Annotated in this window: 23 protein-coding genes; 11 read left to right on the plus strand and 12 right to left on the minus strand. The window is 47.5% G+C overall.

The window, feature by feature from the left end:
* Positions 1–104: 104 nt before the first annotated feature.
* The 7 genes from AB6V08_RS04015 to AB6V08_RS04045 all read right to left on the minus strand — a co-directional run bounded on the left by AB6V08_RS04015 (position 105) and on the right by AB6V08_RS04045 (position 8,138).
* On the minus strand, positions 105–1,886 hold the full coding sequence (locus AB6V08_RS04015) for an ATP-dependent helicase (RefSeq protein ID WP_172746142.1): 1,782 nt from the start codon (positions 1,884–1,886) through the stop codon (positions 105–107).
* Positions 1,879–3,663: an ATP-dependent nuclease gene (locus AB6V08_RS04020; RefSeq protein ID WP_172746141.1), complete on the minus strand. Its 1,785-nt coding sequence runs from the start codon at positions 3,661–3,663 to the stop codon at positions 1,879–1,881. The genes AB6V08_RS04015 and AB6V08_RS04020 overlap by 8 nt, the downstream gene beginning before the upstream one ends.
* A gap of 356 nt (positions 3,664–4,019) precedes the next feature.
* Positions 4,020–5,228 carry an MFS transporter gene (locus tag AB6V08_RS04025; protein WP_130053473.1) on the minus strand — a complete coding sequence of 403 codons (1,209 nt, stop codon included), beginning with the start codon at positions 5,226–5,228 and terminating at the stop codon, positions 4,020–4,022.
* A gap of 4 nt (positions 5,229–5,232) precedes the next feature.
* A complete protein-coding gene (locus tag AB6V08_RS04030) occupies positions 5,233–6,261 on the minus strand; it encodes an alcohol dehydrogenase catalytic domain-containing protein (RefSeq protein WP_057521444.1) in 1,029 nt (342 codons plus the stop codon).
* Positions 6,262–6,288: 27 nt separating this feature from the next.
* Positions 6,289–6,807, minus strand: a complete 519-nt coding sequence (locus tag AB6V08_RS04035) for a carboxymuconolactone decarboxylase family protein (RefSeq protein WP_057521445.1) — start codon at positions 6,805–6,807, stop codon at positions 6,289–6,291.
* A 38-nt stretch (positions 6,808–6,845) separates the two neighbouring features.
* Complete coding sequence (locus AB6V08_RS04040; protein ID WP_057521446.1) at positions 6,846–7,316, minus strand: OsmC family protein; 471 nt, start codon at positions 7,314–7,316, stop codon at positions 6,846–6,848.
* 45 nt (positions 7,317–7,361) lie between these two features.
* On the minus strand, positions 7,362–8,138 hold the full coding sequence (locus AB6V08_RS04045) for an SDR family NAD(P)-dependent oxidoreductase (protein WP_087053304.1): 777 nt from the start codon (positions 8,136–8,138) through the stop codon (positions 7,362–7,364).
* Positions 8,139–8,314: 176 nt separating this feature from the next.
* Here AB6V08_RS04045 and AB6V08_RS04050 point away from each other — a divergent pair, with 176 nt between their 5' ends.
* The 4 genes from AB6V08_RS04050 (at position 8,315) to AB6V08_RS04065 (ending at position 11,607) form a co-directional block, all read left to right on the plus strand.
* Positions 8,315–9,229: a LysR substrate-binding domain-containing protein gene (locus tag AB6V08_RS04050; RefSeq protein ID WP_087053305.1), complete on the plus strand. Its 915-nt coding sequence runs from the start codon at positions 8,315–8,317 to the stop codon at positions 9,227–9,229.
* Positions 9,230–9,449: 220 nt separating this feature from the next.
* On the plus strand, positions 9,450–9,794 hold the full coding sequence (locus AB6V08_RS04055) for a carboxymuconolactone decarboxylase family protein (RefSeq protein ID WP_057521449.1): 345 nt from the start codon (positions 9,450–9,452) through the stop codon (positions 9,792–9,794).
* Positions 9,795–9,826: 32 nt separating this feature from the next.
* Positions 9,827–10,516, plus strand: coding sequence for a cupin domain-containing protein (locus AB6V08_RS04060; protein ID WP_236019720.1), 690 nt, complete (start codon positions 9,827–9,829; stop codon positions 10,514–10,516).
* Positions 10,513–11,607: a flavin monoamine oxidase family protein gene (locus AB6V08_RS04065; protein WP_057521450.1), complete on the plus strand. Its 1,095-nt coding sequence runs from the start codon at positions 10,513–10,515 to the stop codon at positions 11,605–11,607. The genes AB6V08_RS04060 and AB6V08_RS04065 overlap by 4 nt, the downstream gene beginning before the upstream one ends.
* Before the next feature lie 97 nt (positions 11,608–11,704).
* On the opposite strand, the gene lpxC is transcribed toward AB6V08_RS04065, so the two are convergent.
* Complete coding sequence (gene lpxC / locus AB6V08_RS04070) at positions 11,705–12,631, minus strand: UDP-3-O-acyl-N-acetylglucosamine deacetylase (RefSeq protein WP_087053307.1); 927 nt, start codon at positions 12,629–12,631, stop codon at positions 11,705–11,707.
* Between the two features lie 113 nt (positions 12,632–12,744).
* Positions 12,745–13,983, minus strand: coding sequence for an FAD-dependent monooxygenase (locus tag AB6V08_RS04075; RefSeq protein WP_130053503.1), 1,239 nt, complete (start codon positions 13,981–13,983; stop codon positions 12,745–12,747).
* Between the two features lie 710 nt (positions 13,984–14,693).
* Here AB6V08_RS04075 and fhuA point away from each other — a divergent pair.
* The 4 genes from fhuA to fhuB are packed head-to-tail and all read left to right on the plus strand — an operon-like array spanning position 14,694 to position 20,585.
* Complete coding sequence (gene fhuA, locus AB6V08_RS04080; RefSeq protein WP_172746135.1) at positions 14,694–16,898, plus strand: ferrichrome porin FhuA; 2,205 nt, start codon at positions 14,694–14,696, stop codon at positions 16,896–16,898.
* 36 nt (positions 16,899–16,934) lie between these two features.
* Positions 16,935–17,732, plus strand: a complete 798-nt coding sequence (locus AB6V08_RS04085) for an ATP-binding cassette domain-containing protein (RefSeq protein ID WP_407065284.1) — start codon at positions 16,935–16,937, stop codon at positions 17,730–17,732.
* The gene (gene fhuD, locus AB6V08_RS04090; protein WP_057521454.1) at positions 17,722–18,639 is read left to right on the plus strand and encodes a Fe(3+)-hydroxamate ABC transporter substrate-binding protein FhuD; all 918 of its coding nucleotides are present in this window, start codon (positions 17,722–17,724) and stop codon (positions 18,637–18,639) included. The genes AB6V08_RS04085 and fhuD overlap by 11 nt, the downstream gene beginning before the upstream one ends.
* Positions 18,636–20,585, plus strand: coding sequence for a Fe(3+)-hydroxamate ABC transporter permease FhuB (gene fhuB, locus AB6V08_RS04095; protein ID WP_324662419.1), 1,950 nt, complete (start codon positions 18,636–18,638; stop codon positions 20,583–20,585). Before fhuD ends, fhuB begins: the two co-directional genes overlap by 4 nt.
* Here the strand turns inward: fhuB and AB6V08_RS04100 are convergent.
* Complete coding sequence (locus tag AB6V08_RS04100; protein ID WP_077945297.1) at positions 20,568–21,359, minus strand: AraC family transcriptional regulator; 792 nt, start codon at positions 21,357–21,359, stop codon at positions 20,568–20,570. The two genes, fhuB and AB6V08_RS04100, sit on opposite strands and share 18 nt — an antisense overlap.
* An 86-nt stretch (positions 21,360–21,445) precedes the next feature.
* Here AB6V08_RS04100 and AB6V08_RS04105 point away from each other — a divergent pair, with 86 nt between their 5' ends.
* Both AB6V08_RS04105 and AB6V08_RS04110 read left to right on the plus strand, forming a co-directional pair.
* Positions 21,446–22,633 carry an MFS transporter gene (locus AB6V08_RS04105; RefSeq protein WP_159420237.1) on the plus strand — a complete coding sequence of 396 codons (1,188 nt, stop codon included), beginning with the start codon at positions 21,446–21,448 and terminating at the stop codon, positions 22,631–22,633.
* 100 nt (positions 22,634–22,733) lie between these two features.
* Positions 22,734–23,939, plus strand: coding sequence for an MFS transporter (locus AB6V08_RS04110; protein ID WP_057521467.1), 1,206 nt, complete (start codon positions 22,734–22,736; stop codon positions 23,937–23,939).
* 51 nt (positions 23,940–23,990) lie between these two features.
* Here AB6V08_RS04110 and AB6V08_RS04115 read toward each other — a convergent pair whose 3' ends face one another.
* The gene (locus AB6V08_RS04115; RefSeq protein WP_057521458.1) at positions 23,991–24,356 is read right to left on the minus strand and encodes a transcriptional repressor; all 366 of its coding nucleotides are present in this window, start codon (positions 24,354–24,356) and stop codon (positions 23,991–23,993) included.
* An 88-nt stretch (positions 24,357–24,444) separates the two neighbouring features.
* Here AB6V08_RS04115 and AB6V08_RS04120 point away from each other — a divergent pair, with 88 nt between their 5' ends.
* Positions 24,445–24,837 carry a transcriptional repressor gene (locus AB6V08_RS04120; RefSeq protein WP_140212130.1) on the plus strand — a complete coding sequence of 131 codons (393 nt, stop codon included), beginning with the start codon at positions 24,445–24,447 and terminating at the stop codon, positions 24,835–24,837.
* A 130-nt stretch (positions 24,838–24,967) separates the two neighbouring features.
* Here the strand turns inward: AB6V08_RS04120 and AB6V08_RS04125 are convergent, their stop codons facing one another.
* Entirely contained in the window at positions 24,968–26,134 is a 1,167-nt protein-coding gene (locus tag AB6V08_RS04125) for a MalY/PatB family protein (protein ID WP_057521460.1), read from the minus strand.
* Positions 26,135–26,197 lie beyond the last annotated feature (63 nt).

Consider the following 26,197-nt stretch of genomic DNA (forward strand, 5'->3'; position numbering starts at 1 on the left):
GAAAAGAAGGGGTTTCGTGTGTTGACCAAAGAGATTCTTATCAATCCACTGCCTGGCTCTCCTGCAAAGCGATGAATTACTTCTCTTTGTTTTTCTATAAGGTTCTACATCCGCTGACTGCGATGATACAGTTCGGTAATCCAAGGCGAATGTTTACCTTTTTCATAAACCAAGTGCAGCTCTTTTCGAGGGCGGGTGACGCCTACATAAAAGAGGCGTCGTGCTTCGCGGAGTGCATTACCTGAAGCCATATCTCGCTTACTTGGGAAATCATATTTATTTACTCCAAACATTATGGCTACATCAAATTCTCGACCTTTTGCACTATGAAAAGTACTAAGGGCAATGCGCCCGCTTCCTTCTACTTTCCCAGCGAAAACATCCAGAGACATATCCAATCCCCTGAGGGGATCGGTTCGTTTCAGTAACTCAGCGATGACATCCCATTCCTGCTGAGTGTTCTGTGAGATACCCATCCAGCCGGTGATGATTTCATCATTTAAACGTCTCAGCCACTCGTGAGCACTTTCCGCTTTATCGATTCCGTTTCGTAAAAAAGTGATGAGCTGTACGGTCTGTAATTGTTCTTCAGCACGGCTTGCGCGGCGGCCATAAACAAGAAAGAGCGCCTGACCCAGTAATAGGTTAAATGGCGGAGAGGCTTCTTTCCATCCCCCTGTAACCCACTGACTGCATGCTTCGATGAAACGTGAAAGACGAGAATTACGCTTAATGAGAGCATTACTGTCAGCACGTATTATGGCAATATTTCTGGCCTTGAACTCATCCGCAACTTTATCGCCAAGCCAGGCTGCCCGGTAAAGAACCCCAATGCGTTCAGGCTGAAACCCTCTTTCAAACAACGAGGGAATTAGATCATGAGCGATAAAATGCGCCTGTGCGTCATAATCCCCATTAATCCCATGGAATCCTAACTCTCCCTCTGGATTACCATCGGGGCCAGTATAATCGCGGTCTTCTCCCAAGGCTCCTAATGATGCCCTGATAATTTTAGCGCCAGATCGATAGTTAAAGCGAAGACGGAACGGTCTAACATCTGCCCGTGAAACAAGACTGTCCAGTAGCCCTGGATTTGCACCATTAAATCCGTAAATGGACTGATCTGCATCCCCGACCGCAAATAATCGTATTCCACCGTTAAAGCACAGCAGCAGTACCAGCTCATGAAGAGCGTGCCCCAGATCCTGATATTCATCTACAAACAAGACAGGATAACGCGACCGGATAGCATTACGTACCCATTCATGCTCACTAATAATACGAAAAGCGATGAGTGGCATATCATCGAAGTCAATCAGTCCTAAGCGCCGAAGTTCTGCCTCATAACCTTCAATAAAATCTGCCAGCTCCGGATTGTTATTTCGCCAAGCCGGTAGGAGTCGATTCACATCCCGGCGTCGTTTCTCTTCTGCAAATTTCCACCGTGCATGAGGATCTCCGTCAGTTCCGAATCTAGCCTGGTAAGCCATTTCAACAGCCGCGCGACTCTCATCTCTGGTCGCCACACGAAAATCATCCGGCAGCAAACCCGGTATACATCGTGAGTAGGGGATTAAAACCTGATTTAATGCAAAGCTATGTACGGTACCAATAAAGTTCCGATCATCGCCAATGACCTTAAAGCATGCCAGACGTCCTTCAAGTTCAGAAGCGCATTCATTGTTGTAAGTAATACAGGCCACGCCTCGGGGGTCAGCGACCTCTTCAATCAGGACACGTGCCATGGCGGTCGTAAGTGTTTTGGTTTTCCCGCTGCCTGGCCCAGCAATAACTACGCAGTGGCCAGGGTATGTGGCCGCAGCGTACTGCTCTCTGTTCGGCAATAGCTCATTAAGAGCATCTGAAAGTGCGCGCCAGTCAGACATTCGACACCACATATTGAATAGCTGAAGCAATATACTCCGGCGGCGCAAGCTCAGGTGCCTTTTGCTTCAGCTTGGCAGCCAAACGTCCTTTACCTATGTCTGATATCATCGCGAGAAGTTGCGTCGGGTCTGGAACAATACCAGCACGCCATGAAGCAATCCTTGATGAACGTAACGCACCAAATCCCTGTTCATCGAGGATATCAAGCAGCGCTTCTTTGAGACCTGTCGTATTGGCCACAGCGACTTCAAATGTCTGATCGTTTAAAAAAATGCCAATCCTTTCAAATACAGCCTTACAAGCTTCATAAGAACTTCTATTCAACCAAATCATATTTTCAGGGGTTAGTTTTTTCAGTTTCGCCGACACATCGCTATATGCCTGCCAGATACTAATTGAACGTGTTTTACCCATCGGTTGTTTCGTACCATCCAGTGGATCCCAGTCGGTTATGACGGAAAAAGGTAGTCCGAGGCTGGCTGCCAGCTTCACGTATGGTTCAAAATTAACTCCCGCTACGTTACATACCGTAATCCCAAGCTGGTCGAGATTGATCCCCATGGCCTGTGCGAAACCTGGAAGTAAAACCTCCTCAGCATCGCCTTCAACAAATATTACTCCATTAGCAAAAAGCAGCTCCGATCTGGTTGCTGTTAAATATCGTTCAATGTCGTCGAGTTCTTCACTGTTTACTGGCAGCTCGGCTAGGGAAAAAGCTCGTGAACGCCCTTTAGGATCCCTGCAAATGCGAACGACAGAACGAAGAGGAGCAATGGTTGCCAAGGTGGGAGAATGGCTCGTTACAATCAAAGACTGATCTTTGTCAGCATTATTGAAAAGTTTGTGAAAAACAGCACGCTGAAGCTGTGGGTGAAGGTGTGCTTCGGGTTCTTCAATACAAAGCAGAGAGAAATTACGTTCATTCTTTTCACGTCGCCATGCAAACTCTGCTAGCTTGAGTGATATCAGAGCCACGTTCGCAGAACCCAGGCTCGCTTCAATAATGCCTCTCTTTCCATCATCGATGAACATAGAGATAGAACGCATCAATCTAAGCGGGTCAGTAGGTGCAAAACGGAGGCGGGCATCTAAATCGTGAGCAGTTCCAGCCAGGTCAAGAATGCCACCACGCAGAGAATTTTCGAGATCCTTAATTGATGGGAACTTCTCCATGGTTTCCGTTGCTGCCTGAAGCTCAGTTGCTACGCGATCCAAATCGGCTCGGCTCAATGTAGAGAATGCATCTTCCAATAAGGGACGTAGCGGGGAGTTTCGCCAGGAAGCAAGTTGAGCTTCTGCATCGCGTAACGCGTCCAGCATATCAATGGCGATCCGCCGCCTGACGCGTCCAGGAATGGCTCGCGATTCCAGACCTCCGCCAAAAACAATAAACTCACAGTCTTCACCCGAACGTGGAGCCCCATCGACTTCTTCCTTTTTTCGAAAAATGTAGCTCAACCTTGCTACGGTAGGATCCTCTGCGATGCGAAAATCGGTCAACAGAGCTGAGAGGCAAGGGTCACTGTCGAAATCGGCGAATTCAAGGTGCACCTCAATTTGAGGGTTTGATTCAAGGTCGCAGCCATCCCAGAAATCTGACAGCTTAAGCTGCCTGGCTGAATCAGGAAGAGTAGGATCAATAACCAGTCGAATTGCGAAAAGCAGATTACTTTTACCGACACGATTTTCCCCCAATAACACAACATTACCTGCCAGTGGAATGTGAGCAGCCTCAAAGTTTCTAAAATTACGGATTCCAAGTTTTGATAAATACATAAAACTCCCTCTAAATGTATTACAAAGGCTACGGAAATGGGGCCTTCCACCAAAGAAATTAAATACTTTAATAGCGAAGGTTTTAACGATTGTATTTCAAGTTTTTCTTATCATCGTCCGTTAATGGTAAGAGTTCAACACTTGATTTTGAACTTAATGTCGTGAATCCCGCAACGTCAGTTTATGGTACAAAACAGATTGCTATATGACTCACGCTCTACTCGGAGCGAAGAGCGGACGTAGAAAAATTCTGCCCGACAAAGCATTGATGAACATATCCGAAACCCTCTTTGTTAATTTTGGGCTTAATAGAGTTTTACATGAATAGGATGAGTGCTCCGTCAGCAAAGCAACCTTTATCGGGATGATAATTTACTCTGACCTTTTGCCTGCAGTTCTTTTACGATACCTATAAATGCAAGACCGACAGGCACAAGTGCCCCCCACAAGACGGCGTTCCAGCCGTAGAAACTGAGCAGCGCGCCTGAAGAAAATGATCCCACGATCATTACCCCGAACACCACAAAATCGTTCAAAGACTGGACCTGGGTTTTCTCTTCGGGACGGTGATATTCAATGATTTTCGCCGATGCGCCGGTGAAGCCAAAATTCCAGCCAAGGCCCAGTAATATCAGCGACAGCCAGTAATGGAAAATATCGGTTCCGTCGAGACCGGCCAGGACCGCACATGCAGTGATAAGCAGACCCGTCGCGGCGATACGCATGGCACCAAAACGGTTGATTAACTTGCCGGTGAAAAATCCCGGGCCGTACATGGCAATAACGTGCCACTGAATCCCCAGGTTGGACGCCTGCTGAGAAATACCGTGCATGTGCATCGAAAGCGGTGCAGCCGTCATCAGGAAGTTCATCACCATATAGGTGACCGCACCGCTAAATACGGTTCTGGCAAAGCCCGGCTGACGCACTATTTCGCGCAAAGGCCGCCCACCCGCTTTGGCTGCACTGACAGGTTCGGCTGTTTTCACGCCGTTGAGGATAAACGCCGAGATGACGGCCACGAACGCCTGGGCAAGGAAGGTGACAGCGAAGGTGTGAGGTGGCCAGAGGTGCATCGTTGCGGAAACCAGCATCGGGCCCACCACACCGGCGATCACGCCTCCTCCCATCACCAGCGACAAAGCGCGAGCCCGTCGTTCCGGTGTGACGCCATCGGTGGCGGCAAAACGAAAGCTGAGCGCCACGGCTGCATATGCCCCCCCGATAAAAGCGGCAACGCAGAAGAGGATGAATGAACCAACAAGGACGGCTAGGGCAGCTATCAGTCCGGTAATAACCCCCGCCCCGGTGCCGACCATAAAGGCAGCCTTACGGCCATTTTTTCGCGCCAGTGAACCTAACGGCAGGATGCAGGCCGCCATGCCCAGAACAAACATGGTGATGGGCAGCGTAGCCAGAGAACTACTGGGCGCGATAGCGTTACCTACAATGGCCCCCGTGGCATAAAAAACCACCGAGTTAGCACCAGCGAGAGCCTGGGCGGCCGAGAGGCGGATGATATTATTGTTCTGGTCTGCAACAGGCAGGAACTGTTCTGTGGACATGTGATTAATTATCCTGATTCATTGTGAGCACCATCCGGTAGCGTGCATGACCCATCTTCAGCCTGTTGAGCGCCTCATTGGCCTGCTCAAGCGGCAGTTGTTCTGTGACGGGCAACGTCTGAAAGAGGTGACTGAAACGCAGCGCACGTTCGGTTTGAGCGGGTGTGCTGACAAAGGAACCTGACAGCGAGCGTTCCGCGCCAATCATCATGCCCGGCATAATCTGCAGGGGCGTTCGTCCGGTCCCCAACAGGATCGCTTTCCCCTGGGGGGCAAGAGCAGACAGCAGGCCTGAGACCGTTTCTGAATCTGAAGCCGTGGCCAGAATAAAATCCCCCCCGCCGTCAGCTTTCAGGCGCGCTGCTGCGTCTTCACTGAGCGCATCGATGTAGTGATGCGCGCCCAGTTGAAAGGCCGCACGTTCTTTTTCATGACCACGCGCCACTACCGTCACCTCAAAACCCATTTTACGGGCGTACTGAACGGCCATGTGACCCAGTCCCCCCATCCCGAGAACAGCGACTCTGTCGCCTGCCCTGGCGCCGGAATGACGCAGCGCGTTAAAGGTAGCAGTACCGGCGCAGAGGATTGGGGCGGCATGTACGGAAGAGAGTTCTGCGGGAATAGCGATCAGCGCGGTATAACGCATGACAACGTACTCGGCATAGCCGCCATCGCAGCTGAGACCTGGCGTCAGCTGGTTTTCGCAAAGATGAAAAAGCCCGCTGCGACAGGGGTTGCAGTGCTGACAGTAACCGCCCAGACGCCCGACACCGACTCGCTGGCCGGTTTGCCAGATATCGGGCACCCTGCCGCCCTTGCGCGCAATGTATCCGACGATTTCATGTCCCGGGATGCGCCCGGGCTGGCCCTCCTGCGGCGCTTTTTCCGCGTCCCGGAGATCGGCACCGCATACTCCGCATGCTTCAATTTTGATAAGCACCTCATCCGGGCCGGGAACGGGTATCGGTCGCTCTGTCATTTCCAGCACACCGGGGGCAACAATCTGCATAGCGCGATATTTTTTATTCATAAATTGCACCGGTAAAAAGGGGGATTATCAGATGGCAAGGGCGACAAGGAAACGCGACACCATGTTATAGGTCGCGACGGTCGCAACAGCTTCCACGGTCTCTTTTTCACCAAGCCGGCGTTTCAATTCGTCGATGATATTTTCATCCACGAACACTCCTTGTGTTGACTGGTCAGTAAGCCTGATGAGCAGGGTTTCGGTTTCATTAAACAGGGATGACACTGAGGCAGGCTCAAGCGCAGCCGCTTTTTCAGCCGTTCCGCCTGCATCCAGATAAGCAGGGTAATGCACGTTCCATTCAAATTCTGCTTTGTTGAGTGAGGCTACACGCAACATGATCAGTTCCCGGTATTCAAGGCTGAGGGAAAATTGCTGACGAACCCGGATCATCAGTTCATTCCAGCCTGTGGCCAGCGGAAAGCTTTTAATCAATATGCGGTCAATGCCAATCAGTTCCCCACCGGGACGTCGGGCTTTCATCGCATTAAGAAGGTCCGCATCGACAGGCTCACCATCCTGCCAGGGGGTAACTCGTGGTGTGGTCATCGTATTTTCTCGAGGAGAAACAGGGTATCCAGACCGCGTCAGATAAGAATTAAATCACCCTCTACCGTCATGTTCTGAGCCAGTAACCACCGGTGAAGGGAGGCGTTAATGACCAGTTGATGGATGCATTCGAACTGATGGGCAGTCCCTTCCCCGCTGACGTGAATGACATACTGCAGCCAGCCAGGCGAAACATCTGTGATTTTTTCACAGAGCCGGGATATTCCCGTCAGGAGTTCACCGCGGGTCTCGATATCAAGATGGGTCAGCGTGATGCCCGCACTAATGGCTTCCTGAACAAAGGCGGCCGTCATGCAGGCGTTAAAAGCTGCCAGCATCAGATCCTGAGGGCCGGGCGCCCGCCCTTCGCCACCCAGCGCGACAGGTTCATCTGAATCGATAACGTGGCTTTGACGCTTGTCCCCCGTCATAGACTGGCAGCGCGTGCGGCTGGCCATGCCCCCCTGCCATGTGGTGACAAGGTCATAGTTTGCGGTCTGGATTTGCATAAGTACTCCAGTGCCGCACGCGGTCGCCCACGTGCGGCAGAGTCATCAGGCGTTACGGCCAGCCATCACGCCACCATCTATATCCCAGATGGCGCCGGTGACCCAGCCAGTCTTGTCAGAAAGCAGGAAGGCAACGGTCTCCGCGATATCGACCGGGGTACCCACACGGCCAATCGGGTGGAAGCTGTCGAAGCTGTTCATCACGTCCTTCACGTCGTCTTTCGGAATGAAGCCTTCGTAAATCGGCGTGTGAACAACGGCCGGAGAAACGGCATTCACGCGGATCCCTTTTTCGCCAAGCTCAATCGCCAGGTTTTTGGTCAGTGCGTGCAGACCGGCTTTCGCCATGGAATAAGCAGCAGAAGGAGTGGCACCGATGGCCTGCTGCGCCCACATTGAACCGATATTAACGATTGAACCTTTAATACCGGCTTCTACCATATTGCGCACCACGTCGCGGGTAATGAAGAAGGTCGCACGGTTAATGTCCATATACATGTCGTAGTCAGACGTTTCATTGTCGACGAAGGGTTTCGGGAAGAACACACCCGCTGCATTCACCAGCAGGCTAATGTCTTTATGTTCAGCGTTGATAGTATTAATAACGTGCTGCATGCCTTCTTCTTTCATCAGGTCAGCAACGATGATGGAGACCTGACCATCAGCAGAAAGCGCCTGACGGGCCTGTTCAGCCTTGTCCTGACGATTGCCAACCAGCACCACGCTGCCACCATTTTTCAGAACCAGTTTCGCCGTTTCGAAACCCATACCACTCGTACCGCCGACCACTAACAGTTTTTTACCGGAGAAAGATGCGTTCATCGCTAACCTCTTTACATTCATTGGATTGTCATTGATGAGAAGGCAGCCCCCTCATCCTGTGAAATCAGAATGCCACCCTCTCCCGGTATTAACGACTGAGAAGAAATTGCGACGCAGGAAAGAAAATCTTTCTCGTTAACTTATACTGAAGAAAATAATGAGTCAGGAAATATGAAATGAGATCGCTAAATCGCCTGAAATGGCTGCATGCTTTTGAAGCTACAGCCCGGCATGGAAGTTTTACTGGCGCGGCACAGGAGCTGGGCGTCACGCCAGCCGCAGTAGGCCAGCTTGTCCGCGCACTGGAAGACTGGGTGGGACATCCGCTTCTTCACCGCACCCGTTCAGGGAAGGAGCGCCTGACGCTGGTTGATGAAGCACAGGAAGCCCTGCTGGACATCACCCAAGGATTGGACAAACTGGAATCTGGACTGAACAAACTACGCGGACGTCGCGCGCGTTCGGTCGTCGTAGTAACCGCCTCTCAGGTACTGATGATGAACTGGCTAATGGAACGACTGAACCGGTTCTCAGAAACCCATGAAAGTATTGACCTGCGGCTTAACGTTACGGAAAAACTAATGGACGTGTCGCACGGGGAGGCGGATATCGGTATCCGTTGTGGACAGGGGGATTGGCCGGGCGTCAATAAAACCTGGCTGATGGATGAAGAAGCCGTACTGGTTTGCAGTCCGCGTCTTGTTCCGGAAGGCAAAATAACCTGTGGCGAGTGGCTCGCCACGCAAAAGCTTATTTATGATGATACCCCTCACCCCGGCGCAGATTTTCCATCGTGGGACGAGGTGCTCCAGACTGTGAATGCCCCCGAGGCACTTGAAAGCGGACTTCATATCAATTCCACCTCAGCGGTGATTCTGTCCGCTCTGAGCGGTCGTGGTGTAGCTATCGTACGATATGCTCTGGTGAAGAAACTTATCGAAACCGGACAGCTTGCGCAGCTGCAGCCCGACTATCGCTGGCCGCTAAAATGGTCGTATTATCTGGTGACCCCGCAGCAGCAGGTTATGCGTAGTGAAGTTAATATTTTTCACGACTGGCTACTTCAGGACGTCCTGTCGGAAAGTGAATAATATCCAGGTACAGGCATTACTCGACCGCGTGATGCCCCTTCCGCTACCAACCTCACGACATAGAATTTCTTCACCGCTTCGCAAGAATATCTGATTTGTTGAAGTTACCGGGCTTTCTGATAATCGTCCCCAGTGAATGATATACACCCTTGCTAATGCGCCAGAGACGTTGGCAAGGGACGTCATTTTTATCTGAAACCTATACCAACCGGAGCCCAACATGTTTTTAAACTGGAATGAATATCGCAGCGGCCTGCTCGCAACCATCGGTAAATTTGCCAAATTACAGCCAGAATTTATGAAAGGCTTTCAGCAGATGGACAAAGGCGCATCTGAGAATAAACATCTCGATCCCAAGACCCACGAACTGATCGCGCTGGCCGTCGCCGTCACCACGCGCTGCGATGGTTGTCTGGCCGTGCATGTAGATGCTGCGGTTAAGCACGGAGCCACCCGAGAAGAGATTGCAGAGGCACTGGCCGTCGCCATTAACCTGAACACTGGTGCAGCGCTGACATACACTGCACGTGCCCTGGATGTTTACGACAGCCTGCCGAACAAATAACCCCTAAAGGGCACCTGCAAGGGTGCCATATTATGAATATGATGTTACTGAATTCAGATTTTTCACAGCGTGCTGTAATGACGCCTGACCGCTACCAGTGGGTAGCTTCCCCTCAGCCTGGTGTCGAACGAGTGATGCTCGACAGAATTGGCCGCGAGCAGGCCCGCGCGACCAGTCTTGTCAGGTATGCCCCTGACTCTATGTTTCCCGTACACAATCACCCTGGTGGAGAAGAAATTCTTGTCCTGAGCGGCATCTTTACTGAGAACGGGACAAATTATCCGGCAGGCTGGTACCTGCGCAGCCCGGATGGTTCTTCTCACCAACCTTCGAGTCATGGCGGTACGACTATTTTCGTGAAGCTGCGCCAGATGAATCCTGAAGAACGGCAGCCTTTAAGAATCAATACGAAGGATATGTCGAACTGGCACGGTCAACCGGGAAGACAAGTATGCCCTCTTTTCTCCAGCACATCTGAAACCGTCATGCTACTGAAAATCGCGCCTGGAGAGCGTCTTTTTTGTACTCCCCTGACTGGAGGAGCAGAGCTGATGATACTGGAAGGGACTCTCACAGATCCGCAAGGTGAATATGAGAAAGGTAGTTGGTTACGGCTGCCGCCAGGAGATATGCCCGCATTGCTGGCCGCTGGGACGGATACTCTTCTCTATTTGAAAACGGGACATCTTAGCCCAGAAACCCTGTTCGGAGTCACTTCATGAGCGGCAAAGTTGTTATTATCGGCGCAGGCGTGAGTGGTTTATACGCCGCGACATTACTTCAAAAGGCGGGTGTGGCCTGTACGATACTCGAGGCAAGAGAAAGAACCGGCGGGCGTGTCCTTTCAAGCCAGATGTTAGCAAACACCCCTGACGGACTTCATGTCGATATGGGTGCTACATGGTTCTGGCCTGATATGCAGCCCGAACTCGCGCGCCTTGTTAATGCGCTCGATCTCTCTCTTATCCCGCAGACTCGCCCGGGAGAAATGATGTTTGAACGCCATCGCCATTCTGCACCACAACGTTATCCATCGTATGAAACATCACCACCATCATTCAGGCTAAAAGGCGGTATGCAGGCCCTGACATCTGCGTTGAAAAGTCAGATCCCGTCCGGGAAAATTATGCTCGGCCAGCAGGTTATGGCAGTCTCCAGTAAGGGTGAAGAAGTACTGGTGCATAGCCGAGCGGAAAATGGTAAAAGCATGGCCTACGCCTGTGATCACCTCCTGCTGGCTCTGCCACCCGCACAGGCGGCAAGAATTGACTTCAAACCGGCGTTGCCAGATGGGCTGCTTACAGGCTGGAGTAAGATCCCAACATGGATGGCTCCCCATGCTAAATATGTCGCCTTATATAATAAAGATTTCCTGCAGCAACAAAATCTCTCTGGTGATGCAAGCAGTCAGATTGGGCCTATGGTAGAAATTCACGATGTGTCCGAGCCAGAATCAGGTATCACCGCGATATTTGGTTTTATCGGTGTGCCAGCACAAGCGAGAAGGAAAGTCTCTGAAGCTGTACTTATGCAGATGTGCCGGGAACAGCTTGTACGATTGTTTGGCCAGTCTGCGGCAGACCCACTAAGAGAATTTATAAAAGACTGGGCAGCCGATCCTTTTACGGCGACAAAACAGGATTTGCGGCAGGAGTTTGGGCATTCATTACCTGAACAGACGCCAGTGAACGGAGTTTGGGCAGGTAAAATGACGGGGATTGCCAGTGAATGGTCGCCACAATTTTCAGGTTATCTTGCGGGCGCAGTTGATGCTGCATCAGAGGGAGTTAATCATTTACTGCAGCGATTATAAATTATGATAGGCTCCAGTGCCGCTTGACCTCAAGTGCAGCCACAAGGGCTGCCCGATTCCTAAGCCATGTTCTGGCAATAAAGTTGTATAGAAAAAACTATCTGGCGTAAGCAAGCTCTATCATGGAATCTGTCAGCACTTCGGAAAACGGCGCAGTATCTAACTGTACGAACTCCCAGGACTGTTGATTTTGTAGAACACTTCTGATGAGGAGATTGTTAAGAGCATGACCGGATTTATATGCGGTGAACGCGCCCAAAATGTTATAGCCGCAGACAAAAAGATCTCCTATTGCATCAAGTGTTTTATGTCGGACAAACTCATCTTCGTATCGCAGCCCGTCTTTATTCAGCACCCGGAACTCATCAAGGCCAATTGCATTGTCTAAACTCGCACCCAGACCCAAGCCCTTCGACTGAAGATACTCAACGTCGCGCAAGAAACCGAACGTACGGGCCCGGGAGATTTCAGCGATATAAACTTCAGGATTCAAGGTGGTTGTATATCTTTTATTGTCCGAACTTATCGCTGGATGATTAAAATCAATAGTAAAATCCAGGTGAAAACCGTTAAAGGGGGCTAAGGTTGCCCATTTATCGTCAAGCTCTACACGTATTTCTTCGTTAATTTTTAGGAATTTCTTAGGGGCACTCTGCTCAATGACACCTGCATCATTGAGCAGTAAATATACAAATGGCGCAGAACTTCCATCTACAATGGGAATTTCACCTGCGTTAAGTTCGATCAAAAGATTATCGATTCCTAACCCAGATATTGCCGAGAGTAAATGTTCGATTGTTGAAACTCGTACACCATCATCATTGAAGATAGTAGTAGCAAGCGTCGTTTCATTAATACTTTCGGCACGTAAAGGAATATCGACTGCTGGGTGCAGATCAACACGACGAAAAACGATCCCCGTATTGATTCCTGCAGGAATGACATTCATTTGGACTTTTAATCCACTATGTAACCCTATGCCTGTCATTGAAACAGAGGTTCTGATAGTTTTTTGCTTAATCATATCAAGGCCTGTAATCGAAACTAATTCTCTTTGCAAATGTATTCGAGTAGTAAATTAAATCAATAGCAACGCAGTCAGCGACTCGCTTAGCTCTCGCTGACTGAATCTATTTCCTACAAAGTTGATTTCTCAGGTGCGCGAGTGATGTCTGTGTCGTAAACGATGGGAGCGCCCAAAAAATCCACATGCTCTCTTTTAGGCCCAAAAGGACTCATAAGGAACTGCATGAGCTTCGTCTTTTCTAGTCGCTTCCACCTATAAAATAGCGCAATACCCAGTTTGGTTGAAGGTTGTTCGAGTCGTATAGTCCAGGGTTTTATCGACTGAGCTTGTTGCACATAAGGTCGCATTTTTTGCTCGTACGCTTTGTATGCAGCATGATGATCCTCACTGGTCAACAGTGACTTGGCCAAAATATATGCACCTACGATTGAAAGAGTGGTACCCATACCACTTACAGGCGTCGCGCAATAAGCCGCATCCCCAAGCAATACGACTCTTCCCCTGGACCATGAGTCCATTCGTATCTGCCCAAGATCTTCAAAGAAGATATCGTCAGTTTTATCAAGTTCTTCAAGTATGCGTGGTGCTTCCCAGCCATCGTTCCTGAAAGTGCTTTTTATGAAGCTATTAACGGCACTTCGGCCTGTAAGGTCAATGCCTCGCTTACTGCTTCTGATATACAGATATGCCCGGGTTGAGCGTCCCTGGTCCGGGCGTAACAGAATAGACTTTCCACCCGTACAATTGCTCCAGCGCACCCATGTCCCATCCTGAGGCTGATAAGGCATCGCAAAATAGGCAGTGTATAGACCAATGTGATGAACAGGAACCTTACCAAAAACGAGTTCGCGCGTGGATGACCGCATACCTTCAGCAATAACCATAAGGTCAAAAGTTCTCTGAGCATGATTTTTGAAGTTAACAATGACTTCAGCTTCATTCTCGTGACAGGAAGTGACGTAATCTCCAAAAATATACTCAACATCATCTTGTGTCGATTTCAGCAGAAGCGTCGATAAGTCGGCTCTGAGTATTTCTATATCTGTAACAAATGACTTCTTCCCACCTGCACTTGGATATTCAGCCTGAATGATATTTTTGCTGTCAACGAAGCGCAAACCCTCTTCATTTGTCATTAATTCTGAAATGTCTTTAAGAAGCCCCATGCGCTCAACCACATCACGGCCTTCATCGCGAATGTCTACAGTTTGCCCCGTTAAGCGTAAGCTTGATGCTCGCTCAACGACAGTGACCTTATGCCCTTGCTTAGCTAACCAAAATGCCAGTGTTGGTCCGGCAATACCTGATCCACAAATGAGAATGTTCTTTTTTTGACCTGTCTGTTTCATATTTAAACCATCGTTATCTAATTTTCAATTCCACGCAGAGCGCCAGGAATGATGCAGAGAATGTGTAGACTGCTTCAAACAGAGCTCAGCAAAAACGAGCAAAACCAGCGTTAGCGTTAAAAAAACCATCTGAGCGGCAACGTTTTCTTTGATTTAATGGAGTCAAAACAGAATGAATAACTGATTTAAATATTACACAGAAACCTGACAGTTGAATTTTCATGAGTATCCTCACATTGCTAATGATTCGACTGAATCATTTAAGGAATGTGCTGAACTATCAGTTCACCTGCACAATAAGTTAATACTATGTTAAGGCTCCATCTTTATTGGGTCAATCACAAATTGAATGCCCAAATAAAGATTGCCAGACATAACCAATTGATTTGGAGCATATTTATCAATTAATTACTTGTGTCGCTGGCGACAATTAAACATATGATGTCGTAAAACCTACATTCTTAAGCGCTAATTTTTCATTTAACGCCTATTGTACCAAGGTGAAACACTCCCTCTTATCATATAAATCCTTCACCTTTCGTTTTAAAGTTCAGCATGGCGAGATAGCAATGTTATTTGTCGCTTTATCAATATTCTCTGCCAGAACAAAATAATACTGTATCCACGATCAAACCGGGGCCACTCCGCCCTGCGATGTGAATAAAAATCACTCTCATTGGCATTCAGGTTGTTTATACCAGGAACAAAACATGTATCGCTCTTCTGTCAACGCGTCTCGCAAAGTATCTGGACTAAGCCCCCTTTTTGTAACCCTGAAAATTGCCTTACTGTCAGCCCTTACAGCAAACACCGTATACGCAGAAGATAGCATTCTGGTCAGCGCTGATGCTGAAAAAAACAGCAGCGAAGACCCCTGGGGAGCAACTCCTGGGCTGGTATCCAAAAAGTCGGCTACGGGTACAAAAACCAGTTCTGATATAAAAAATATCCCCCAGTCCATTTCCGTGATCACGCGAAAAGAAATCGATATTTTGCAGCCTAAATCGTTAAAGGACGCGCTCGGATATACGCCAGGAGTAACCGTATCTGACAGAGGTAGCTCTAACGCTTTTGATATGGTTAAGATTCGTGGTTTTTCATCCGGACAGGGACAAAACAACTATCTGGATGGCCTCAAACTCACTGGCGACAACTGGAACGAGATGTCGACCGAACCCTATTTGCTCGAACGGATTGAGGTACTTCGAGGCCCCGCCTCAGTTCTGTATGGAATGAGTAATCCCGGTGGCATTGTTTCGATGGTAAGCAAGCGCCCGGTCTACACTCCAGTACGCGAAGTGCAGTTTAAAATGGGATCGAATAACCTCATGCAAACTGGTTTCGATTTCGGTGACACGCTGGATGACCTGGGGATTTACGCTTTCAGGATTACAGGGATGGCCCGTTCTTCCGATGAGGAACAAAGCCTTTCAAGGCAGCGGCGTTTCGCAATAGCGCCTTCTTTTACCTGGCGTCCGGACGAAAACACAACGTTTACATTCTTGTCCAACATTCAGAACGAACCTGAGGTGGGATATTATGGATGGATGCCAAGACAAGGTACTTTAGATCCGTTGCCTGACGGGGCTAGACTGCCTGACGATTTTGACGACAGCGCACCCAATAATACCTGGTCACGTTACCAGCGATCCGTAGGATATAGCTTCGAACGGGTATTGTCTGACAACTATACGTTCAGGCAGAACCTGCGTTATTCCAGAGTCAAAACGTCACAGCAAAGTGTCTATGGAAGAGGAATTTGCTCCACGACTGATTGCCCTGATGTACCTTCTGCCGATTTAAATCACACGATCTCGCGCGGGCAATTTATTGATAACGAGCGGATGAATAGTTTCTCTGTGGATACTCAGCTTGAGAGTGATTTTCACACAGCGAATATTGACCACACTCTTTTATCAGGTATCGATTACAGAAATTTAAACAATGACATCAGTAACCTGTATGGTTCTGCGACACCTCTGGATTTGTATAACCCAGAGCAGAATGATTTTGCTTTTGGTGACGCAGAACCTTATGCGCATGACAAGACTCGTCAGACAGGTATTTATGTACAGGATCAAGCGCAGTATGAAAACTGGTTGCTCACGCTGGGGGGACGCTATGACTGGTCACGTCAGGAAACCTATCTTCGCCAGACAAATACCGGTATCTCCCGAAACGATCATCAGTTTACCTGGCGGAGTGGATTAAATTACCTGTTTGATAATGGCATCACACCTTACATCAGCTACAGCCAGTCATTTGAACCTAACAGCTTCGGGTTATCTTCAACTCCTCCGGTCTCCTATGCACCATCACGAGGTGAACAGTACGAAGCGGGCGTGCGCTATGTGCCACATGGACGTTCTGCCATGCTCAGTGCAGCAGTATATCAACTCACCAAAACGCATAATCTGACAACAGACCCAGATAACCCTCTGTTTAAAGTGGCCGCTGGTGAAATTGAAGTCCAGGGTATTGAACTCGAAGCGAAAGCCGGATTAACGGATAATCTGAACTTAATTTCCTCATACAGCTATACACACGCTGAATATACCAAAGACACACAACTGAAGGGAAAGACGCCTGATCAGGTTCCTGAACATCAGGCTTCCCTCTGGCTCGACTACACCTTCAGTCAGGGAGCACTGAATGGGTTGACCCTTGGAAGCGGAGGGCGTTTTATTGGCTCCAGTTGGGGGGATTCAGAGAATACGTTCAAAGTGGGTAGTGTTGCCGTCTGGAACGGACTGGTTAGCTATGAACTTAGCCAGCTCGGACTGAGAGGGGCAAACATTGCTCTTAACGTTACTAATATTCTGGACCGAAAATACGTTTCAAGCTGTTTTGCCGACTATGGCTGTTTCCGTGGCGCTGGGCGCCAGATGACAGCCACTGCCACGTTCCATTTCTGAGGGTAAACGGGCAGGCACCTGCCCGCTTTACAGGGTCTGATGAACAATACGATAAAACATAATGCGCTATTTCTATTGTCAGAAGCAGCATTTCAAATTAACGGACAACAATTATTATATCCATCCTCGGTCACTATCCCAGGCGGGGAATTTAACGCCCTGATAGGACATAATGGCTCGGGTAAATCAACGCTGCTCAGGCTATTTGGCAAACATCTTTCTCCTTCAACGGGTAGTCTTATATTTCAGGGACGTCCTGTCGAGCAATGGGGACATGCTGAATTTGCGCGCGAAGTTGCATACCTACCTCAGCACCTCCCTTCCGCACAGGGCATGACAGTCAGGGAGTTGGTTTCATTAGGACGCTATCCCTGGCATGGCGCACTGGGCCGATTTACCCAATACGATATGCAGAAAGTTGATGAAGCAATCGCTGACACAGGACTGTCACGACTCTCTAAGAGGCTGGTTGACTCTTTGTCCGGCGGTGAAAGGCAAAGAGCATGGATTGCGATGACTCTTGCACAAGACACTAAATGTCTTTTACTTGATGAGCCGACCTCAGCGTTGGATATTGCCCAGCAGTCTGAAATATTGTGTCTGCTAAAAAAATTATGCCATCTAAAGGAAATCACAATCATCGCGGTACTGCACGATATAAATATGGCAGCCCGATATTGCAGTAATCTTCTCGCGCTTAAATCCGGACATTTAATTGCTCTGGGTTCACCCGCTGAGATTGTTACACCGGCGTCATTAAATACTATTTATGGTATTCAGATGGGTACCTTTTCCCATCCGGTTGAAGGGCATCCTGTCTGTTATGTTCAGTAATAACCCCTCCCCTGCAGTGGCAGATTTTAAACGTCGGCAATTTTTAAAGTATCTGGCTGGCTTATCCTTATTCCTGGGGTTACCTGCGGTCGGTAAAAGTCCCGCTCCCTCGCGCGATCTGCAGCGAATAGCAGCCACAGAATGGCTGGCTGTTGAAATGCTTCTGACGCTGGGTGTTATGCCCTTTGCTGTATCAGAAATTGAGAATTACCGATCACTGGTTAAGGAGCCCGTCTTGCCTGATGGCTCCACGGAACTCGGTTTAAGAACAGAGCCAAATACGGAACTTTTAGCAGCGATGCAACCCGATCTTATCGTTTACGCGGAAGGTTACGGCCCTTCACCGTCAGTATATAACTCGATTGCCCCATCCTTTGGTCTTGTATACAGCGATGAAAATGGCAGACCGCTCACAACGTCCTGCCAATCCCTGACGGCGCTCTCTGTCCGATTAGGTCGATACGACAGGGCGAAAGCAATAATTGCTACCATCGAGTCAGAAATCTCTGCACTGAGGCTTAAATATGCTCAAAAGAAAAGAAGACCACTACTTTTAATGTCGCTTGTTGACCAGCGACATGCTCTGGTTTTTGGACAAAATAGCCTGTTTCTTGAGGTTATGAGCAAAGCAGGTATTCCGGGAGGATGGCAGGGAGAGACCAGTTTCTGGGGAAGTGCGGTCGTTGGGATAGAACAACTAATAGGTCTGCAAGAAACCGAGGTTATTTGCTTCACTGAAAATGATGATACAACAATGGCAAACCTTGCAGATACCGCACTCTGGAAGATGATGCCTTTTGTAAAAGAAGAGCGTTTCAGACGGGTGCCCGGTATTTGGTATTACGGAGGTCCAGTCACAGCGCTGCGCTTTTGTCATCTGCTTGATGCAATTCTGGAGGAGATATGATTTCTCTTCGCTTATCCGCCTTACCCGTCGCGCTGATAACGGCCAGTATCTTAGTCATTTTCAACGTAAATCACATTTTACCGATAGAGTTGTGGGCTGCTTACAGTCCTTTTAATACACATTACGCGGTTGAAATAACCTTACTTCAGTACAGTTTTTTACCCCGTTCAGCGATGTCTGTGATGATCGGTGCAGGGCTTGGGCTGGCCGGTCTGCTTTTCCAGCAGGTGCTACGTAATCCTCTGGCAGAACCCTCAACACTAGGTATTGCTAACGGGGCTCAGCTAGGCATGACAATGGCGACTCTCTGGGGTTGTAATATAATTTCTCCAGGTACGGGTTCGCTCCTTGGCGCTGTTTTTATGGGGGCTGTCATCGCGTTTATGACGCGAGGAAAACAGCTTTCTCCGGTAGTGTTGATTCTTATAGGGTTAGTCCTGACCCTTTACTGCAGCGCTGTCAGCCAACTGATTGGTCTGTATTTTCACGAAAGATTACAGAGCGTTCTTCTGTGGGGAACAGGTTCGCTGACGCAAACTGACTGGGCAGTCGTCCTGCGCCTGATTCCGCAATTGTTGATTTCTTTCATCATTATTCTGGCGCTACATCGGCCCCTGACGTTACTTGGCATGGATGAAATGATGTCCAGAAACCTGGGGCTTAAGCTTCAGCTCATACGGCCCTTTGCGCTTCTGGTAGGCATATACCTTACGGCTACTCTGGTGACATCTGTTGGCATCATTGGATTCATCGGGCTATTTGCGCCTCTGATTACAAGGCTACTTGGTGTTAGACGTCTGGTAACGCTGATCTTGACGGTGCCAGTAACCGGCGCGCTGTTGCTTTTCATTTCGGATCAAATCGTCATTTTACTGGCATCTTACTGGAAGGAGATCCCTACTGGCACTGTCACGGCCGTTGTTGGTGCACCAGGGCTCATTTTATTACTTCCCAGGCTCAAAGAGCGTATGTATTCAACAGCCGGGGAATCTGAAAACTATTCAGCTTCCAAAAGAAGCCTGAAAAAATGGCTTTTGTCAGGTGTAATTATACTTTCAGCCCTGACGCTATTAGCATCAGGGCTGGGGAAAAATGCTGACGGCTGGGCCTGGGCTACAGAATCCGTGCTTTCGTTCCGAATCCCCCGGGTACTTGGCGCGTTTTCTGCAGGAATCATGCTCGCCCTTGCTGGTTGTATTATTCAACGCCTGACCGGAAACCCGGTAGCCAGCCCGGAGGTCATGGGCGTAAGTACCGGTGCGGCAGCAGGTATGGTGATTGGAATGCTGGCATTTCCTGGAAACATAACAGCCTGGTATTTTCCTGCAGCCTGTCTGGGTTCAGTGGCTACGCTGATCATTGTTACCACCATAGCTGGTATCAGAGATTTTTCCCCCCAACGTATGATGTTAACCGGGATGGCACTAAACGCTGCATTTCTGGCTTTACTAATGCTTATGATTTCAGGTGGCGATCCCAGAACCTCCATGCTGCTATCGTGGTTTGCGGGTTCAACATATGGTTTAACGGCTGAAAAAGCTATTAGCGTGTCTCTGGCTGCGCTAATGCTTACCTTTTGTATTCCGCTGGTTCATCGATGGCTGTCATTACTTCCATTTGGCGGGGTTGTTGCGCGTTCATTAGGAGTGCCCCTGTCACTGAGCCGTCTCGCGTTAATGTCACTTGCGGCTGTGCTAACCGCCCTTTCCACTTTCATTGTCGGCCCACTAAGTTTTGTCGGCCTTATGGCTCCGCATATTGCCAGATATCTGGGCTTCAGGAGAGTGACGGGACAGTTGGCAATAGCAGGCCTGGCAGGAGCCAGTCTGATGGTCGTATCAGACTGGGTAGGTAGAATGGCTGTGTTTCCATGGCAATTACCTGCGGGCTTAATCGCGGCATTAGTTGGCGTTCCATTCTTTTTATGGCTAATTCGAAGCCGCTGATTCAAATCGGAAATAGCGCGATGGCGTAGTGCCAAACATCGCCCGAAAAGAGGCAATAAAGCTTGAGGATGATTCATAGCCTGCCTCAAGTGCGACTCGGGTGACATTTTCACCGTAAGCCAGCCTTTCGACGGCGAACAGCATACGGTGACGGTGTCTCCATGCGCCAAAAGATAGATGCGTTTCCTTTGAGAAAAGGCGCTCAATCGTACGTGCACTCGCCCCCACTTCGCGAGCGAGCACGTTAAGAGGATCCCGGTTTCCGGGGTCTTTTTTTAAGAGCTCTACCACTCTCAGCGCGCGCTCATCTCTGGGAAGATTCAAATCAAGCGGAGAGAGATCAAGCTTTTTGATCTGGTCGATCAAGACTGCAGAAAGCCTGTATTCAGGCGTATTAGTTTCATAATCCCAGGCATGTTGGGAACAGGTTGCAATCAACTCCCGTACCAGGGCGGTGACCTCAACGACACAACATTGCGCAAAGCTAGTGAATGGATAGATAACTGGGTCAATATAAAGAATATTGATTTCTGCCGGGCGCTTGACCGTAAGTGCATGCTTAGTGCCGCCGCTGATCCATAGCGCACGACTCGGTGGCAAGATCCACTCCCCAACAGCAGTAGACATATGAACCACCCCACGGGTGGCATAAATCAATTGATGCCGCTGATGACTATGTTGTGCCGTTGTGTAAGGTTCACAAATTTCTGTCTGACCTACGATCAGAGCAGCAGCATTATCAGGGTTAGCTGAATTTTGGCGATTTATCGACATATTTCGTCATAACAGATGAATTTTACCAAGCATACAATACGTAGAATCTGTCCTCAATCGAAATGATTATCAGGAACAGAATGATTATGAGTCAAAATGAAAGCAACGTTGATAGCATCAACGACGCTCAGCTTGCTAAAAAGCTGAGTTCCGCGAAATGGTCTACACGTGTAGCATTTTTTATAGCAGGTTTTAGCCTCTCCTGCTGGGCACCTTTAGTACCTTATGCTCAACAACGGATCCATGCTGATTCTGCCATGTTGGGTTCAATTCTTCTTTGCCTGGGACTTGGTGCCGTGGTTGGTATGCCTACTGCGGGTGGGCTCGCAGGTAAAGTAGGCAGCAAAAAAATAATCCTTGCGGGTGCGTGTGGTTTATTTATTGCTTTGCCATTACTTGCAATGGTTTCTACACCAATAGCACTGGGCCTGACCTTGCTTCTTTTCGGAGCGTCAATTGGCGCAACGGACGTCGCAGCTAACATTCATGGCACTGAAGTACAGAATGCAGCTGGCCGTCCAATGATGTCTGGCTTTCACGGCTTCTACAGTATCGGCGGACTTGCGGGCGCAAGCTTTGTTACGTTACTGATTGCTTCAGGACTGGATATCAAAATCGCCGCTGGTGCAGCCGCGCTGGTTGTATTGATTAGTATCTCTTTAGCTGCATCGGGTTTTTTCACCAACCGCTCGACAGAAGATCATCCACTTTTCGTGGTGCCAAAAGGCAAGGTTATTGGGATCGGTGTGCTCGCAATGATTATTTTCCTTGCGGAAGGAGCCATGCTTGACTGGGGAGCTATCTTCCTGATTCAAGTGAAAAACGTGGCAGCTGGTGTGGCAGGAACAGGATATGTGGTGTTTGCAATCGCTATGGCGTTAAGCCGCTTTATCGGCGACCGCGTGGTTACCATTATGGGTGAAAAATCCATGCTCCTTTCTGGAGTGGTATTAACCGCTATTGGTATCTACCTTGCGACTGTTTTCAACACTTACGAGTGGGTTCTTGCTGCAATGGCAGTGGCTGGTTTTGCTGCCGGTAATGTCGTCCCTGTACTGTTTTCTTTGGCTGGGCGTCAAAAATCGATGCCAGCAACACTGGCTATATCAGCAGCAAGTATTCTCGGGTACCTGGGGGTATTGCTTGGGCCAGCGTTGATTGGTTATGCAGCGCATTTTATTGGTCTGACGAATGCTTTCATTTCACTCAGCGTCGTTGTTCTTCTTTCAGCTTCCATAGTTACAGTAGTTATGTCGAAAACAGAAGATAACTAAAAGAGTTTCAAAAACTGATTGTCACAGCCAGACGGCCTGATAGGAATCAGGCCTTCTGGTATTGTCATGTTAAACACCATGCCTCTTCGGAAACATGTTAATGAATTCAAGTAAAACCGTCACTGCCGATCCAGTACACATTCCTAAAATAGCGAAGACGTCATTCAAAATATTGGGGGCAATAAGCGCAGCTCATTTATTGAATGACATGATACAGTCGCTACTCCTGGCTCTGTATCCATTGCTACAGCCTGAGTTTTCACTCAGCTTTGTGCAGATTGGCCTGATTACATTAACGTTTCAGGTCACGTCTTCCCTGTTGCAACCTCTTATTGGCATTTATACTGATAAATATCCACAACCGCGTTCTTTACCTGTCGGGATGGGATTTACACTCGTAGGTCTGATTATGCTCTCATTAGCTCAAACCTATCCTGAAATACTGATTGCGGCTGCTTTAGTAGGTACCGGTTCTTCTGTATTCCATCCCGAATCGTCAAGAGTAGCAAGAATGGCTTCAGGCGGCAGACACGGGCTGGCTCAGTCACTATTCCAGGTCGGGGGTAATCTTGGTAGCGCTTTAGGGCCCTTACTGGCTGCAATAATTATTGCACCGTACGGCAAAGGTCATGTGGCATGGTTTGTGCTGGCAGCCTTGCTAGCTATGATTATTTTAATGCAGGTTAGCCGATGGTACAGGGTACAGACTAAAAACACAGGGCCTGCAAATGCTGCACGTGAAATATCACCTTTCCCGACAAAAACGGTTATCACTGGCATTAGTGTCTTGCTGATATTGATATTTTCCAAGTTTGTATACATGTCAAGCTTAAGTAGTTACTACACCTTCTACCTCATCAACAAATTTAATTTGCCTGTGCAAAAGGCACAGCTCTATCTTTTTGGTTTTCTGTTTGCAGCTGCAGCCGGAACGGTAATTGGAGGGCCACTAGGGGATCGCTTCGGGCGGAAAAAGGTTATATGGTGTTCAATCCTGGGCGCTGCGCCATTTAGTCTTTTCCTGCCATATCTGAACCTGGAAATGACCTGCTTATTTACAATAATAATTGGTCTGGTACTTTCATCTGCATTTTCAGCAATATTAGTATTTGCTCAGGAACTTGTACCTGGCCGCATTGGTATGATCTCGGGTTTGTTCTTTGGGTTTGCATTTGGCATGGGGGGACTTGGTGCTGCAGGGCTAGGTATTATTGCTGATCATTCTGGAATCGACACGGTCTTCCAACTATGTTCTTTCTTGCCTCTGATTGGATTAATGACAGTATTTTTGCCAAAGAAAGAGTGAACTAAAAAATATGAGGCAGTACGTTGACACGTTCTGCTTCATATTCTGACTCTACTTAAGAATTAAAGATATTTCATAATCCAGCATTTTCGCATCAAGCTCAGCGGCAATTTGGCTTATTAAGATATCAAGTCGAGCATCAGTAAGTTCAGTGATCTTTCTTGGATAGATGTAAGAGATATGCTTACTCCTTTTTATTTTTTTGATTTCATAAAAAGCATCGCTAGATAAAGTTAGTACTTTTCTTAGCACTCCTTTATGTACCAGACGCCTGAGTATATTATACACGGTAGACTGCGCTATTTTATTACTTGATTGCAGAGAATTATAAACATCCATGGCTGTTAATTTTTCCTGTCCAGCCATATCGATGGTATTTACAACCGCAACCTCTTGAGCATTTAAATTTCTTAACATAACAACACCTACTGAAAGAATTAATTTTAGCAAATCATAAAATGATATTCAAACCGAATCAACCCACTAAAAGCAAGTGAAAATTAAAATGAAAAATGCGACAATACATGATCAAATGATACTTAAAGTAATCAATGAACTAGATACAGAAGATTTTACCGTTACTGAAATATTCAAATTTTGCTTAGCAAAAGGATATGATATACCACAATCAATGATATACAAAGCGGTCGTAAACCTTGTTAAATTAGGAAATCTACAAAAAATAACAAGTAATGAAAGATCTTGTCGCTACGAAAAGTGTGACGAAGGTAAAAATGTAAAAATAATTTGTACTAAATGTCATAAAGAACTTAAGATTCGTGACAAGCGAATAGATGGGTTGTTACTTACGATAGCAAGTGAAAATGAGAGGAAAGTTGCAGAAAGCAATCTGAAAATATATGTATCCCATATCAGCCACATATGTCAACATGACTAAAGTCATAATGACCACATTCAGACTTGATGACTTGACGCTTAAATCAAAAGAACCTTATTATTTAAATCAAAGCAATGGAAAATTATATAATGAATGGATACTGGCTCAAAGGAGCCAGTATCCATGAGTATCATCGTATTAAGTGAAGAGAATGGTTTATTCTATCCATAACCTCTACAAGTACCTCTCTGGGACATGCAGGATTGATGCGTATAAAATTGGCACAGTTTTCCCCGTACTCTGAGCCAGCAGAAACTAATACATTAGCATTCTCAAGGAAATATGATTTGAGATCAGAACCTTTTATTTTGGTTTGACTGCAATCGATCCAGATAAGGTATGTACCTTCAGGATAAATTACGTTCATCTCAGGTATGTTACTTTCGATATATTTAATAACAAAATCTACGTTCCCCTTGATATATTCAAGAGTATTATCCAGCCACTCTTCTCCCTTTTCGTATGCAGCTTTGAAACCAACGTTAGCAAAAATATTTGGTCGTTTACTGTCACGAGAAAGTAGTTCTTTGGCAAATTTGGCACGTAGATTTTCATTAGAAATCACATTAACAGATGTTTGCAAACCTGCCATATTAAAAGTTTTTGTTGGCGAAAGGCAGGTTACCGTTATATCTGCAATTTCCTGGCTTAAGGACGCAATAGGGATATGTTTATGTGGCTGATAAACCATGTCGCAATGCACCTCATCGGATACAATCAGGACATCATTTTTCAAACAAATATCTGCAATCTTTGTCAACTCTTCCTTAGTGTAAACCCGGCAAGAAGGGTTTTGAGGATTACAAAGCATAAAAATTTTGGCTTTAGGATGTTTAGCTTTTTCCTCTAAATCATCAAAATCAATATGATATTTACCATCTTTCAAAACCAGAGGGTTGTTAACTGGAATTCTATCGTTTGTTACAGTCAGTTCATTTAATAAATAAAACGCCGGCGTCTGGAAAATAACATGATCTCCGACTTCGGAAAATGCTCTTACCGCTCCCCCCATACCCGCGATAACCCCAGGGGTATAGCTAAGCCATTCCTCTTTAACTTGCCAGTTATAACGCTTATTACACCAACGAATGAACGAACTGTAATAACCTTCCTGAATAATAGAGTAACCAAACACCCCTTTTTCTGCCACTTTTTTTACTTCAGCAACTACAGCGTCGGAGGTCATGAAATCCATATCTGCAACCCCTACAGCTATGGTTTCACCATCTTTAATACCAGCCCATTTCATAGAAGACGTATTTTTACGATCTATTTTTTTATCGTAGGTAGATAACATATTCTTAATCCTATTAAATGAGGTCACGTTATCCTTCCCAAATCAATTATGAAGACGAATAAA

The sequence above is a fragment of the Enterobacter soli genome (assembly GCF_964208575.1).
Taxonomy (GTDB): domain Bacteria; phylum Pseudomonadota; class Gammaproteobacteria; order Enterobacterales; family Enterobacteriaceae; genus Enterobacter; species Enterobacter soli_A.